The 14,351-nt window shown below is 68.7% G+C and carries 13 protein-coding genes; 7 read left to right on the top strand and 6 right to left on the bottom strand.

Going from position 1 to position 14,351, the window contains the following annotated elements:
* Positions 1-40: 40 nt before the first annotated feature.
* Positions 41-424, top strand: a complete 384-nt coding sequence (locus EV647_RS30335; protein WP_130384459.1) for a cold-shock protein — start codon at positions 41-43, stop codon at positions 422-424.
* Positions 425-565: 141 nt separating this feature from the next.
* Here the strand turns inward: EV647_RS30335 and EV647_RS30340 are convergent, their stop codons facing one another.
* Positions 566-1,300, bottom strand: coding sequence for a TetR/AcrR family transcriptional regulator (locus EV647_RS30340; RefSeq protein ID WP_134008959.1), 735 nt, complete (start codon positions 1,298-1,300; stop codon positions 566-568).
* A gap of 154 nt (positions 1,301-1,454) precedes the next feature.
* Here EV647_RS30340 and EV647_RS30345 point away from each other — a divergent pair, with 154 nt between their 5' ends.
* Positions 1,455-3,008 (top strand): MFS transporter, encoded by a 1,554-nt coding sequence (locus EV647_RS30345; RefSeq protein ID WP_134008961.1) that lies wholly within the window; start codon positions 1,455-1,457, stop codon positions 3,006-3,008.
* 124 nt (positions 3,009-3,132) lie between these two features.
* Here the strand turns inward: EV647_RS30345 and EV647_RS30350 are convergent, their stop codons facing one another.
* Positions 3,133-5,028 (bottom strand): MFS transporter, encoded by a 1,896-nt coding sequence (locus tag EV647_RS30350; protein ID WP_134008963.1) that lies wholly within the window; start codon positions 5,026-5,028, stop codon positions 3,133-3,135.
* A 117-nt stretch (positions 5,029-5,145) separates the two neighbouring features.
* Between EV647_RS30350 and EV647_RS30355 the strand changes: the two genes are divergently transcribed.
* Positions 5,146-5,928 carry a DUF3027 domain-containing protein gene (locus tag EV647_RS30355; protein WP_134008965.1) on the top strand — a complete coding sequence of 261 codons (783 nt, stop codon included), beginning with the start codon at positions 5,146-5,148 and terminating at the stop codon, positions 5,926-5,928.
* A 47-nt stretch (positions 5,929-5,975) separates the two neighbouring features.
* Here the strand turns inward: EV647_RS30355 and EV647_RS30360 are convergent, their stop codons facing one another.
* Positions 5,976-6,311, bottom strand: a complete 336-nt coding sequence (locus tag EV647_RS30360; protein ID WP_238177460.1) for a DUF2530 domain-containing protein — start codon at positions 6,309-6,311, stop codon at positions 5,976-5,978.
* A gap of 68 nt (positions 6,312-6,379) precedes the next feature.
* Between EV647_RS30360 and EV647_RS30365 the strand changes: the two genes are divergently transcribed.
* Positions 6,380-7,852, top strand: coding sequence for an NCS2 family permease (locus tag EV647_RS30365; protein WP_134008967.1), 1,473 nt, complete (start codon positions 6,380-6,382; stop codon positions 7,850-7,852).
* Here the strand turns inward: EV647_RS30365 and EV647_RS30370 are convergent.
* Positions 7,849-8,940 (bottom strand): hypothetical protein, encoded by a 1,092-nt coding sequence (locus EV647_RS30370; protein ID WP_134008969.1) that lies wholly within the window; start codon positions 8,938-8,940, stop codon positions 7,849-7,851. The genes EV647_RS30365 and EV647_RS30370 overlap by 4 nt on opposite strands.
* A gap of 93 nt (positions 8,941-9,033) precedes the next feature.
* Between EV647_RS30370 and EV647_RS30375 the strand changes: the two genes are divergently transcribed.
* A complete protein-coding gene (locus EV647_RS30375; RefSeq protein WP_134008971.1) occupies positions 9,034-9,483 on the top strand; it encodes a MarR family winged helix-turn-helix transcriptional regulator in 450 nt (149 codons plus the stop codon).
* Entirely contained in the window at positions 9,480-10,799 is a 1,320-nt protein-coding gene (locus EV647_RS30380) for an MFS transporter (protein WP_134008973.1), read from the top strand. Before EV647_RS30375 ends, EV647_RS30380 begins: the two co-directional genes overlap by 4 nt.
* Here the strand turns inward: EV647_RS30380 and EV647_RS30385 are convergent.
* Positions 10,796-11,461, bottom strand: a complete 666-nt coding sequence (locus tag EV647_RS30385; protein WP_134008975.1) for a DUF4429 domain-containing protein — start codon at positions 11,459-11,461, stop codon at positions 10,796-10,798. The genes EV647_RS30380 and EV647_RS30385 overlap by 4 nt on opposite strands.
* A 54-nt stretch (positions 11,462-11,515) precedes the next feature.
* On the opposite strand from EV647_RS30385, the gene EV647_RS30390 reads away from it, so the two are divergent.
* Positions 11,516-12,919: a mycothione reductase gene (locus EV647_RS30390; protein ID WP_134008977.1), complete on the top strand. Its 1,404-nt coding sequence runs from the start codon at positions 11,516-11,518 to the stop codon at positions 12,917-12,919.
* Here EV647_RS30390 and EV647_RS30395 read toward each other — a convergent pair.
* A complete protein-coding gene (locus EV647_RS30395) occupies positions 12,902-14,347 on the bottom strand; it encodes an LLM class flavin-dependent oxidoreductase (protein ID WP_238177461.1) in 1,446 nt (481 codons plus the stop codon). The genes EV647_RS30390 and EV647_RS30395 overlap by 18 nt on opposite strands.
* Positions 14,348-14,351: the final 4 nt, after the last annotated feature.

The raw sequence follows: 14,351 nt of genomic DNA on the forward strand, positions 1-14,351 counted from the left end.
GATTGACGTCTACTGCGCTTGTTTCAAAGAGAGGTCTCCCGTGCCCGTTGGCAAGGTGAAGTGGTATGACTCCGAGAAGGGGTTCGGATTCCTCAGCAAGGAGGAGGGCGGGGACGTGTACGTCCGCGCCGAGGCCTTGCCGTCGGGTGTCACCAACCTGAAGCCGGGCCAGAAGGTCGAGTTCGGTGTCGTCGAGGGACGCAAGGGCGAGCAGGCCCTCCAGGTCCGGCTGATCGACCCGCCGCCGTCGGTGGCGAAGGCGATGCGGCCGAAGCCCGAGGACATGCAGGTCGTCATCGAGGACCTGATCAAGCTCCTCGACCGCCTCGGCGAGGGCTACCGCCGCGGCCGCCAGCCCGACAGTAAGTCCGCCCGCCAGGTCGCCACCGTCCTCCGCGGCGTCGCCGACAAACTCGACGTCTGACCCACCCACCCGGTCCGCATTTGCCTGGCTGACCCACCAATTTGCCTGGCTGACCCACCAAGTGGTGGGTTCTGGACCCTGATCAGCGGTCAGGAACCCCCGATGTGCCTGGTCAACCAGGCAAATGCGGTTGCCGCGGAGTCAGGGGGTTTGGCGGGTGATGCGGGTGTGGATGCCGTCGAGGACGGTGTTCAGGCCGAAGCCGAACTCGGCTGCGTCGAAGTCGCCGGCGTAGCCCTCGTCGACGGGCTGCTCGAGGGTGGCCGCGATCCCGGGGAAACGGTCCGGGGTCGCGAGCATCGTCAGGCGCTCGGTGTAGAGCCGGTCGGCCTCACGGACCTCGTCCGGTTCGGTGCGCATGTTCGCGGTGAGTTGCGCCGTACCGCGGACGTAGATGTTCACCAGCAGCATCGCGGACAGCCGGTCCTGCGGCGTGAGCGGCGTGCCGTCGAACGCGTCCAGACCCGACTCCATCCACGCGAGCTGGTTCGGTGACAGCGGCGGCTCCTGGATCGGGATCTGCAGAATCCACGGGTGCCGCCGGAGCGCGTCGCGGAACGCCTCGGCCCACGCGGTGATCCGGCCGCGCCAGTCGAGCTCAGGGTCCAGGACCGGCGGCTCGGCGAAGGCGTGTTCGAGCATCACGACGTACAGGTCGTCCTTGGCGTCGACGTACCGGTAGAGCGACATCGTGGTGAAGCCGAGCTCGGCCGCCACCTTGCTCATCGAGACGGCGCCGAGACCGCCCGCGTCGGCCAGTTTGATCGCGGCCCGCGCGATGTCGCTGATGTGGAAGGCCGGCTTCGGCCCCGGGCGGCTCCGCCCCTCGATCCCCCAGAGCTGCTGCAACACCCGCGGCAGTTCGTTCTCGTCCATGGCCGGCCATCCTCTCCCTCCCCTCCGCCGAGCGAAGCGAGGCTCTCTTTACCTTCCTTGAATCCTATCTGTTTACAGCATAGACAGTCCTGTGTATGGTCTGTGTATGGCGCACACAGTGTGCGGCGTAGACAGATAACTCCGGAGGGGTGTCATGGGTTCGACAGAACGGGCGGGACGCAAGGAGTGGATCGCGCTCGGGGTGCTCGCGCTGCCGCTGCTGCTGGTCTCGATGGACGTGTCGGTGCTGTACTTCGCGGTTCCGTTCATCAGCGCGGACCTCGGCGTGAACGCGACCGAGCAGCTGTGGATCTTCGACATCTACGGGTTCGTGCTGGCCGGGCTGCTGATCACCATGGGTTCGCTCGGCGACCGGATCGGCCGCCGCCGGCTGCTGCTCTTCGGTGCGATCGGCTTCGGAGTCGCCTCGGTCGCGGCGGCGTACGCCCAGAACCCGGAGCAGCTGATCGCGGCCCGCGCGCTGCTCGGGATCGGCGGTGCCACCCTGATGCCGTCGACCCTGGCGCTGATCCGGAACATGTTCCACGACCCGAAGCAGCGGTCGAAGGCGATCGCGTTCTGGAGCGCGGTGATGATGGGCGGGATCACCCTCGGTCCGGTGCTCGGCGGGTTCCTGCTGGAGCACTTCTGGTGGGGTTCGGTGTTCCTGATCAACACCCCGGCGATGGTTCTGCTGGTCGTCCTCGCGCCGGTGCTGCTGCCCGAGTTCAAGGCTCCGGTGCGCGGGCGGTTCGACCTGCTCGGTTCGGTGCTGTCGCTGGCCGCCGTCCTTCCCGTCATCTGGGGCGTTAAGGAGATGGCTGCGCACGGTGTGTCTGCGCTGCCGGTGGTCGCGATCGTGGCGGGGCTGGTGTTCGGGGTGCTGTTCGTGCAGCGGCAGCGGACCGCGGCGCACCCGATGGTCGACCTGTCGATGTTCCGGAATCGCGCGTTCAGCGGGTCGCTGGCGGCGAACACCATCGGGACCCTGGCGCTGATGGGCAACGCGGTGTTCCTGACTCAGTACCTGCAGTTGGTGCACGGTCTGAGCCCTTTGAAGGCGGCGCTGTGGTCGCTGGCACCGTCGGTACTGGTCGGTGGCGCGGCTCCGTTGGCCACCGCGCTCGCCGGGAAGATGGACCGTGCCTACGTGATTGGTGGCGCGTTCGTCCTCGCGGCTTCGGGCTACGGCGTACTCACTCAGTTGCACGTCGGCTCGTCGCTGGCGGTGCCGCTCACCGGTGCCGGTCTACTGGCCGCCGGTCTGGTGATGGTGATGACTCTGGTGACCGAGGCCGTCGTCGGTTCAGTTGCTCCGGAGCGCGCCGGCTCGGCGTCCGCGGTGATGGAGACCTGCGCGGAGTTCGGCGGGGCCCTCGGGATCGCGGTCCTGGGATCGATCGGTACTGCGGTCTACCGCGCCGATGTCCCGTCCAATCTGCCGGCCGGTGTCGCGGCTCCTGTCCGCGAGGGTCTGCCCGCGGCGACTGCCGCAGCCGCCCACCTGCCCGCGCAGTTGGCCGACACCGTCTTGGCCACCGCCCGCCACGCCTTCACCCACAGCATGAACGTCGTCGCCCTGGTCGGTGCCGTCCTCCTGCTCGCCACCGCGGTAGCCACCACCCTCACCCTGCGCGGCACCACCCACGCCACCGCCCCCGCTGAGGAACCCGCCCCCGAGGAGGCCGACTTAGTCCCCGCAGCCTGAACCCGCCAACGAGCGGCGGCCGCCCACCATCTCAGGGGTCAACCCCCGAGATGGTGGGTTTGCAGCTGGTATGCGATGGGCCAACCCGCCATCTCATGGGTTAACCCATCAGATGCGGCCAGCGTCAGCGGGGTGGGTGGCGCGGGGCATCGCCGCCGGGGCGGCGTTTGAAGGGGTGGTTCCGGTCGCGTTCGACGGTTGGTTCCTCGGACCAGGGAGCCGTGTTCTCGCCGGTGGTCTCGTCCTCGTCGGTCTGACCGCTCCACCAGCGGCCCATGGGTTGGTCGGGCGGCGGCTTCTGATCGCCGGAGCGCCACTCGACGGTCGGCTCGTCGTGCGAGCTCGAACGGCGCTGGCGGTTCGCCCGCTGCTCGGCGACGCTGAGGATCGTCCGGGTGGTGCTCTCCGGGCGCTCGTCGCTCGCCGGATGCCGGTGCTCCGGCGGCTGCCGATGCGGCGCGTGGTCGGTGCGGGGCCCGCCGAGGCCGCCGGGGCGCAGCGGCCCTTCGGCCGGGCGGTCGGTCGGACGCATCCGCAGTACCAGGAACACGACGATCAGTAGCACGCCCGCGAGGAACCCGAACCCGAGTCGCGGGATCAGCGGCAGTACGATCCCGCAGCCGCCGCCGAGCACCCACGCGAGCTGCAGCACCGTCTCGGATCGCGCGAACACCGACGTACGGACGGACTCCGGGACGTCGCGCTGGATCATCGCGTCCAGCGACAGCTTTCCGAGCGAGCTGCACAGACCCGCGACCAGGCCCAGGGCTATCAGGATCGGCAGGCCGTACAACACCGCGACCGCGACCGCCACGGTCGCGTCCGCGAGCAGCACCACGAGCACGACCACTTCCGGTTTGCGGGCCCTGAGCAACGATCCGACGAGAGTGCCGAGACTGTTCCCGATCCCGGCCGCGGCGATCACCGCGCCGGCCGCGACGGCGCCCTTGATCCCGCTGATCGGCTGGTCGCGGAGCAGGAACGCCAGGTACATGGTCAGGAACCCGGACACGAACCGCAGTCCCAGGTTGCAGCGGATCCCGCGGGCCACCGCGGCCGTGATCGCGCGGCGGCGCGCGTCCCGTCCCGCCGTACCGGTCACTTCTTCGTCGGCGGGGGAGTCGACCGCGGAGGGCAGCCGGATCGCGAGCACCAGGCCGACGATGTACACGAGCGCGGCCCAGCGCAGCGACCACTGCGGGCCGATCGCGGCGAACGCGCCGGCGATCCCGGCGCCGATGGTCGCGCCGGCGACACCGGCGAGCGAGATCCGGGAGTTGGCCGTGACGAGCGTGATCTGTTTGGGGAGCAGCCGCGGTACGGCGGACGCGCGGGTCACGCCGTACGCCTTGGATGCGACCAGGCAGCCGAGGGCGGCCGGATACAACCAGGCGGAGCCGTGGCCGGCGATCGACGACGCCAGGCTCCAGACCAGGAACGCGCGGACGCCGAGGGTCGCACCGATCGCCCAGCGCCGGCCGTGCCGGAACCGGTCGAGGATCGGGCCGATCAACGGCGCCATCAACGCGAACGGCGCCATCGTCAGCAGCAGGAACAGCGCCACCCGGTCGCGGGCCTGGTCGCTCGGCACGGTGAAGAACACCGTCCCTGCCAGGGAGACCGCGAACGCCGTGTCGCCTGCCGCGTTCACCGCACCCAGCTCGATCAGCCGCGACAGGCCTGACTCGCCGGCGCCTTGAGCGCTGGTCAGGCCGCGGATCCTGCGGCCGGTCGCGCGCCCGACCTTGCTGCCGACCTCAGCGGCCTTCTTGGACGCCGAAGCAACGCCCTCGGCGCCGATCTTCGAGGCGTGGCCCACCTTCTTGCCGGCAGTCCCCACCCGGTCCCGGGCATCGCTGAACCGCTCGCCCGCAGACTTCCCGTCCGCCTTCCCAGGGCCGGCGTTCGGCTTGCCGTTGCCGGTGTGTGTGGTGCCGGGCCCGGCGTCCGCGCGCGGCCGTCCGGCGGCGGGATCGCCGTCGCGTTTGCCGCCGGAGGCGCTCGGGTCGCGGGGTTGCATGAATCCATCCTGCCTCGTGCCGGGGACAGACGGCAGGCACGGCGCGAAAGGACCCCTGATCGGGGGTGGGTGACGGCGGTTCGGCGTACGGCGGGCGGCGTGCGAGAATGGGCGATTGTGACTCCCGTCAAAAGCCCGGAACCGGTACGTGCGAAGCCCGACGCCGTCTGCGTCGCGGCGGTCGAACCGGCCCGCGAGGCCGCGATCGCCGAGGCCGGCGCCGCGCAGGTCGGGGAGCACCTCGGTCATCTGGTCGAGGGCGAGCGCCTCGTCACCCACTACTTCGCCTCCACCCACCCCGGGTACCGCGGCTGGCGCTGGGCCGTCACGGTGACGCGCGCGGCCCGCGCCAAGACCGTCACGATCAACGAGGTCGTGATGCTGCCCGGCGACGAGGCCGTCGTCGCGCCGGAGTGGGTCCCGTGGTCGGAACGTGTCCAGCCCGGCGACCTCCGCCCGGGCGACCTGTTCCCGACCCTTCCCGACGACCCGCGCCTCGAGCCCGGGTTCACCGAGACCTCGGACGCACCGGAGGATGTGCTCACGGTCGTCGAGGAGCTCGGCCTCGGTCGTGAGCGCGTGCTCTCGCCGTACGGGCGTGAAGACGCCGCCGAGCGCTGGTACGGCGGGGAGTTCGGTCCGACGTCCGCGATCGCACAGGCCGTCCCGTACAAGTGTTTCTCGTGCGGCTACTGGATCCGCCTCGCCGACAGCCTCGGCCAGGCCTTCGGCGTCTGCGCCAACGAAATGGCTCCCGGCGAGGCCCGCGTCGTCGCCTACGACTACGGCTGCGGCGCCCACTCCGACGCCACCATCGACCTGGCCGAACCCCCGACGCCTGATCACGCCTTCGACACCACCGGCTACGACACCCTCGACCTGACCCCCACCGAGGACTGATCGCAAAGCCGGGGCGGTGAGCTCCGGCCTACTGGCGACGCGCGGGGTCAGTCCTCGGTGGCGGACCGGTGGCCGCCCTGGATGGCGGTCCAGCGGCGTTTGCAGTACCAGAGGCCGATGAGGCCGAGGCCGAAGCCGGCGACCGGGACCCAGAGCCACCAGTCGAGGCCGTCGTCCTCGAGGCGGCCGCGGAAGAGGAAGAGTACGACGAACGCGACGGCCCAGAGGGTGATACCGGTGATCACGCTGGGGATGCCGGACAGGTCGAGCGGCTTGACCTCGGCGTGCACCAGTTCGCCGCGGGCGAGTTGGCTGGTCGGGTCGGTGCGCTTCTTGTCCGTGCGCTCCATGCGATCCTTGGCCGGCTCCTGCTCCTCCGTCACAGCACCACCTTAGCCTCGTTTGCGATTAGTACTCGCAACTGCCCGGTAGGAACTGGCACGATGCGGTCATGAGCTCGCCCCAGGCCGCGACGGCCCGCTCCGGTTCCGGTCCTCTGGACTCGTTCTTCAAGATCAGCGAACGCGGATCCACGCTCGGCCGGGAGATCCGCGGCGGACTGGTCACGTTCTTCACGATGGCCTACATCGTCGTGCTGAACCCGCTGATCATCGGCACCGTCAAGGACGGCGCCGGCCAGTTCGTCGGCGGCGGCACCGACCCGGCGGCGGCGATCGCGAAGATCGCGGTCGCGACGGCGCTGGTCGCGGGGGTCGTCACGATCCTGATGGGCCTGGTCGCGAACTTCCCGCTCGCACTCGCCACCGGTCTCGGCCTGAACGCGTTCATCGCGTTCTCGATCGCGACCAAGATGACCTGGGCGGACGCGATGGGCCTGGTGGTCCTCGAGGGCCTGATCATCCTGGTCCTGGTGCTCACCGGCTTCCGGAAAGCGGTGTTCGAGGCGGTGCCGCTGCAGCTGAAGGTCGCGATCAGCGTCGGTATCGGCCTGTTCATCGCGTTCATCGGCGTCGTCGACGCGGGCTTCGTACGGCGTCCCGCGGCGCTCAGCGGCCCGCCCGTCGAACTCGGTGTCAGCGGCAACCTCCGCGGCTGGCCGGTGCTGGTCTTCGTGGTCGGCCTGATCCTGATCGTCACGCTGTACGCCCGGAAGGTGAAGGGCGCGATCCTGATCGGCATCCTGGCCGCGACCGTGCTGGCGATCGTCATCGAGTCGGTTGCGAACATCGGCGCCCGCACCGACAAGAACCCCGGCGGCTGGGGTCTGAGCGTGCCGAAGCTGCCGGACCAGTGGTTCACGAAACCGAACCTGGACACGGTCGGCGAGTTCAACCTGTTCGGCTCGTTCGACAAGGTCGGTGTGGTGTCGGCGCTGCTGCTGATCTTCACGCTGATGCTCGCCGACTTCTTCGACACGATGGGCACGATGACCGCGATCGGGGCCGAGGCGGGCCTGAACGACGCCGACGGCATCCCGCCGAACTCGCAGCGCATCCTCATCGTGGACAGTGTCGCGGCCGCCGCCGGTGGCGCCGCGTCCGTCTCGAGCAACACGTCGTACATCGAATCGGCCTCGGGCGTCGGTGAAGGCGCGCGGACCGGGCTGGCGAGTGTGGTGACCGGGATCTGCTTCCTGATCTCGATGGTGGTCGCGCCGCTGGTGACGCTGGTCCCGTACGAGGCGGCGACGCCGGCACTGATCCTGGTCGGGTTCCTGATGATGACGCAGGTGAAGGGCATCGACTTCGACGACCTCGAGGTCGCGTTCCCGGCGTTCCTGACGATCGTCCTGATGCCGTTCACGTACTCGATCTCGGCCGGTATCGGCGCCGGTTTCGTCTCGTACGTGATCCTCAAGACCGTCCGCGGCAAGGCCCGCCAGGTGCACCCGCTGATGTGGGTCGTCGCGGCCCTGTTCGTCATCTACTTCGCCATCGGCCCCCTGTCCGACTGGCTGACCTAGGCCCGCGGGAACGGCTGAGCGGTACGGCGGAGTTCGAGGTACTCGGCTCTTGCGGTGAAGAGTTCGCGGAGTTCGTTGCTGACGTGGTCGAGGAATTCCGTGCGGTACGTCGAGTCCGTGAGCAATGCGATCGAGTAGTAGAGCCCGGTGAAGTTCGCGATGCCGACGGCGACCTTGATCAGGGAGGCGCTGAGGACGAGCGGATGGTTCAGCAGTTCGACGTGGTACGACCACGAGCCGGCGTCGACGCCCCACTGCCGATAGATGTGCTCGCTGATCGCGAGCATGCCGAAGGCAATGAAGAACAGCCCGACGCCGGCGCTCACCACGAGCACCTGCATCCACTGCCGGATCACCAGGCTGACGCTGACGTTGAAGCGCTGGCTGCGGCTCAGCGGCGGGCCGGAGCCGGCGGTGCGCTCGATCGCGTCCACCTCCAGCGGCAACCGGATCAGCAGGAACACCGTGCTCAGCAAGGTGAAGGCGATCACGGAGAAGACGATGAAGGCGGCGGGCATCCACGCGAACACCTGCCACATGTCCGCGGTCATGAACAGCACCAGCGAGAAGACCAGCAGGAGCGGCAGCGCCCGGACGAAGCTGGCGACCGAGTTGGCCAGCTCGCGGGCCAGTTGGCGTACTCCCCAGACGACGGTCGCGATGAAGCCGTAGCCGACCACGACGTACACCAGTCCGACCAGCACGAGGTTGCCGAAGGCTACGCCGAAGAACTGCTTGACCTGTCCTTGCGTGACTACCGGGAGCAACGCCGGCAGCAAGACGAACACCGCCAGCTCCGGAGTCCCGAAGCGGGTGGGCAACGATCCGAACGGTCGCCCTCGTAGCCCGTTGAGCAGGCCGAACCCGGCGATCAGTGCGACCAGGCCGCCGATCGCGGCCAGCAGGTTCTGCCACCAGTCCCATTCGAGCGACGTGGCGCCGAGCATCTCGGCCAGGAACACCAGCACCAGCAGTGGCGCCGCCCGCGTGAAGATGTCGTGTGTCGGCGAGAAGTCCTCGATGAACAGCGGCAGTCCCGCCCGCCGGAACCTCTGCTCGTACCGCTCCAGCTCCGCCGTCGTCCCCATGAGCGCGAACTCTATCGGCCGCCACCTCGCGGGGAATACCAGCTGGCGGTCCAACGTTTTTAGTTAGCAAAGGTAATGAGTTAAGGTAAAGACATGCCCGAAGTCGTAGCGCAGCAGGTGAAGAGTGATGTCGGGCTGGCGAGTGCTCTGCGGTCGTCGACCCTGCGGCTGTCCCGGCAGATCCGCCGGCAGCGCGAGCCCGGTCACGACCTCACCGCGAACCAGCTCAGCGTGCTCGGCGCGCTGGCCAAGCACGAGGCGATGACGATCGGCGAGCTGGCCGCCCACGAGCAGGTGAAGCCGCCGTCGATGACGCGGATCGTGACGAACATGGCGGATGCGGGCCTGGTGGTCCGCCGCCCGCATCCGACCGACAAGCGGCAGATCGTCGTCGAGCTGACCGCCCGCGCCGACGAGCTGATCCTGGCGAACCGCAAGCGCCGCGACGAGTGGCTGCACAAGAAGCTCAAGCAACTGACCCCTGAGGAGCGCGACATCCTGCGCAAGGCAGCACCTGTTCTCGAACGACTGGCGGCTCGATGAGCCCCACCTTCCGCGCGTTCAAGGTCCGGAACTTCCGGCTCTACGCCTCGGGCGCGATCATCTCCAACGTCGGCACCTGGATGCAGCGGGTCGCCCAGGACTGGCTGGTCCTGGAGCTGACCCATTCGGGTACGGCGCTCGGCATCGTCACCGGCCTCCAGTTCCTGCCGGCGCTCCTGCTCGGCCCGTACGCCGGTCTGATCGCCGACCGGTTTCCGAAGCGGACCGTGCTGACGCTCACCCAGATCGCGATGGCCACCGTCGCTCTGACCCTCGGTGGTCTGACGATCGCCGGCGTCGTGCAGACGTGGCACGTGTATCTGCTGGCTCTCCTGTTCGGTGTGGGTACGGCGTTCGACGCCCCGACCCGGCAGGCCTTCGTGGTCGAGATGGTCGGCCGCGACGAACTCTCGAACGCTGTCGGACTGAACTCGGCCTCCTTCAACGCGGCCCGGCTGCTCGGTCCGGCGCTGGCCGGTCTGCTGATCAACTGGATCGGCACCGGTCCGGTGATCATGATCAACGGGTTCACCTATGCCGCGGTGATCGTGTCGCTGCGGCTGATGCGCACCGGTGAACTGCACACGCCGAAGCCCGCTGCGCGGGACAAGGGCATGATCCGCGACGGTATGCGGTACCTGTGGCGGCGGCCCGACCTGATGATGGTCCTGGTCGCGGTCTTCTTCGCCGGCACCTTCGGGCTGAACTTCCAGATGACCTCGGCGCTGATGGCGACGAGTGCGTTCCACAAGGGCGCGGGGGAGTACGGCATTCTCGGCTCGATCCTGGCGATCGGCTCGCTGTCCGGCGCCTTGCTCGCGGCCCGGCGGGTCCGGATCCGCGCGCGGCTCGTGATCGGTGCGGCGGTGGCGTTCGGTCTGCTCGAGATCGTGAGTGCGCTGATGCCGACGTACCTGACCTTCGCGCTCGTTCTGCCCCTGGTCGGACTGACCTCCCTCACCATGCTCACCTCGGCGAACGCGACGATGCAGTTGAGCATCGAGCCGACGATGCGCGGCCGGGTGATGGCGCTGTACATGACGGTCCTGATGGGCGGCACGCCGCTCGGGTCGCCGTTCATCGGCTGGATCGGGCAGGTGATGGGCGCCCGCTGGTCGCTGATCGTCGGCGGTGGGCTCACCGTGCTCGGCACGGTCGGCTCGGTACTGTACTTCTCCCGCCGGCGTGGTCTGGCGATCCGCCCGCGGCTGCTCCCGCGCCCCCACCTCGAGGTCCTGCCCCAGACCGAACTACTCGGCGAGAAGGCAGTCGTCGACGCACCCGACGTACCACAGAAGAAGCCCCAGGTCGCCTAGGGGCGGATTCGGGTCAGTAGGCGCGCGGCGAAGAAGAGTGCGTCGGCTTCGGCTGCGCGTCGGGTGAGCATTGCCGCGGGGTCGTGCTTGGGCTTCGGGCGTACGTCGGGGGTCGCGGACGTGCTGATCCGGAGGAATCCACGCGCGCCGAGGCCGGCCGACGGCGCCCATTCCACGTCGACGATGTCCCCGAGCGGCACCGACCACGGATCGCCGAGTGCCTTCTTCTGACGGCCCACGGACCGGTGGTACTTGAACGTGAGCTGCCCGTTCGCCACCGCGAGCGTCGCGTCCCGCCCCTCGATCCGGTCGGGCGCGGGTGGCGGCGCGACCAGCCACGCGGTGGCGGCCGTCTGCGGTACGTCGCGACGCACGAGGGCCTGGCCGATGTCACGGGCGATCCCCTCGGCGACCTGGTGATCGACGCCCGGGAAGTCGTAGAGCTCGATCGGCTGCGTCACCGACTGCAGCGGGTCGGCGCCGTCACGAAGTACGAGCCGGAGTCCCGCCTCGGTGAGCTCAACGGCGCGCAGTGCCTCGACGGGCACGATCCGCTCACCCAGACGAGTCCGTACGAGCGTCCCGCCGTACCGGATCCGGAGAGTGCCGATGCCGTCCCAGACGACCGTGCCGTACGTGCTCGTCAGCTCACCGAGTGCCACCCGCTCATCCTCCCCGGTCACCGGGCCAGTTGCGCGTAACGCGCACAATGAGGTGTGACCCATTACGACCTCGTCATCATCGGGACCGGCTCCGGTAACACCATCGTCAATCGGCGGTTCGCCGACTGGAAGGTGGCGATCGTCGAGCGCGGCACGTTCGGCGGCACCTGCCTGAACGTCGGGTGCATCCCGACCAAGATGTTCGTGCACGCCGCCGACGTGGCCGCGACCCCGTCGGTGAGTGCGCGGTACGGCGTCGACGAGCAGTTGCTCGACGTCCGCTGGACCGACGTCCGGGACCGGATCTTCGGCCGGATCGATCCGATCGCGGCGGGCGGCTCGGAGTACCGGCACCACAACCCGGACAACGCGAACGTCACCGTGTACGACGGAACCGGCCGGTTCACCGGGTTCAAGGAAATGACGGTCGACGGCAAGGACGCGTCGACGAGCGTGTTCAGCGCGGACCGGTTCGTGATCGCCAGCGGCAGCCGGCCGATCGTGCCCCCGATTCCGGGCCTCGAGGAGACCGGGTTCCACACGTCGAACACGATCATGCGCCTCGAGGAACTGCCGCGCCGGCTCGCGATCATCGGCAGCGGGTTCGTCGCGGCCGAGTTCGCGCACGTCTTCGCGTCGTTCGGCGTCGAGGTGACGATCATCGCCCGTTCCAGCCTGCTGCTCCGGCACGAGGACGGCGAGCTCGCCGAGCGTTACACCGAGATCGCCCAGGACAAGTACGACGTACGCCTGAACCACGAAACCGTCCGGGTGGCACGGCGTGACGACGGCTCGATCCTGCTCGGCATGTTGCATCCGGAAGGCTCCGACGAGCTGGTCGTCGACGAGCTGCTGGTCGCGGTCGGCCGGGAAGCGAACTCGGACCTGCTGAACCTGGACGCGACCGGCGTCGAGGTCGACCACGAGGGCCGCGTGGTCGTGGACAAATACCAGCAGACCAACGTCGACGGCATCTACGCGCTCGGCGATGTGACCACTCCGCACCAGCTGAAGCATGTCGCGAACCACGAGGCCCGGGTGGTGAAGCACAACCTGCTCAACCCCGACGACCGGATCGAGGCCGACCACCGCTTCGTCCCGCACGCGGTCTTCAGCGCGCCGCAGATCGCGTCCGTCGGCCTCACCGAGGAGCAGGCGCAGGAACGCGGAATCCCTTATGTGAAAGCGGTTCAGCAGTACGCCGACATCGCGTACGGCTGGGCGATGGAGGACACCACCGGGTTCGCAAAGGTGCTCGCCGACCCGGAGAGCGGGCAGATCCTCGGCTGCCACGTGATCGGCCCGCAGGCGCCCACCGTGATCCAGCCGGTGATCCAGGCGATGAGCTTCGGACTGGACGCGTACACGATGGCGCGCGGCCAGTACTGGATCCACCCGGCCATGCCCGAACTGATCGAGAACGCCCTGCTGAAGCTGAAACTAGACCCGAAAGGCTGAGATCACATCGGCCACCGTGTCGAGGGTGTCGAGGTCGGGGAGGCTGATCATCACCTCGGCCACCCCCGCCTCGGACAGCTCGCGGAACCGCCCGATCTGATCGTCGACGGTGCCGGCGTTCACGGAGGCCGCGTACTTGGCCGGGTTCACGTTCCGCGGACGCAACCGCCGTACGAGCTCGTCCAACTGCTGCGAGTCCTTGCCCACCAGAGTTGTCGACAGATGCGTCAGCTCAACCGGTCGATCGCCCAGGTAGCCGGCAGCCTTCCGGACAGCGGCGACATCCCCGAACACATTCACCGCATCCGCGTACCGCCCGGCCAGGCGCAGTGTCCGCGGCCCACTCCCGCCGACGAGCACGGGCAGGTGTTCTTGCAGCGGACGCGGATAACAAGTGGTGTCCGGTACGTCGAGAACCTTGCCGCGGAACGGTTTGTTGCCAGGGCCCCATAAGACCGGCAACAACTGCAAGGCGTCCTCGAGCAACGCATAGCGTTCACTCACTGGCGGAAACGGCCAGCCGTACGCCTTGTGCTCCGCTTCGAACCACGCGAGCCCGACCCCGCACACCGCCCGCCCACCACTCAACACATCCAGCGTCGCCGCGATCTTTCCGAGGTGGGCGACGTTCCGGTACGTGATGCCCGAAACCAGCGTCCCCAGCCGAACGCGGGTCGTGCACGCGGCCAGGTACCCGAGCGTCGTCCAGCTCTCCAGGAAGTCCTCCCACGCCCGCCCCACCTGCGGGATCTGCCGGAAGTGATCCATCACGTAGATCGCGTCGAACCCGACCGCCTCGGCCCGCTCCGCCACCTCACGAACCCACGAAGCCAGGCCCTCCCGACCGCCCGGATATCTGCTCAGTTGCAGTCCGAACCGCAACCCCACAGGCGTCTCGGATTGCCGCGCGTGCGCCGCGGTCGACTCCACGAAGGCGTTCGGCACCACTCGCACGGCAGTCGGCTGTAGTACGTCGTCGTACCCCTCCGTCGGCAGCTCCTGCTTCACCGAAGCCCAGGTCCGTAGCTGCGACGCCAGTACGTCGGCCGGGATCCGCTTCGCCGTACGCTCCCGATTCCGCCGCCGGCACTCCTCGCCCGGCGTGTCGAAACCCACCGCGACACAGGGCATCCCGGCCTCGCGAGCCAGGCTGAGCCAGCGCACCCGCTTCTCGCGGTCCAACCCCAAGGTGTCGACGACAGTCGTCAGCCGCCGCCCGATCCGTTGCCGCACCACCTCTTCCAGCAACGCGAACGCGTCGGCACTCGCCGCGATGTCGTCCTCACCGGCCCCGACCAACGCCCGCAGCCGATCACTCGACACCACCAGCTCAGCCCCGAAATGCTCCGCCGCCCACGTCGACTTCCCGGAGGCCCCCGGACCCACCAGGATCACCACACACGGCGAAGGCAGCTTGAACTCGGACACAAAA

This window comes from Kribbella sp. VKM Ac-2566 (assembly GCF_004366005.1).
Taxonomy (GTDB): Bacteria; Actinomycetota; Actinomycetes; order Propionibacteriales; family Kribbellaceae; genus Kribbella; species Kribbella pratensis.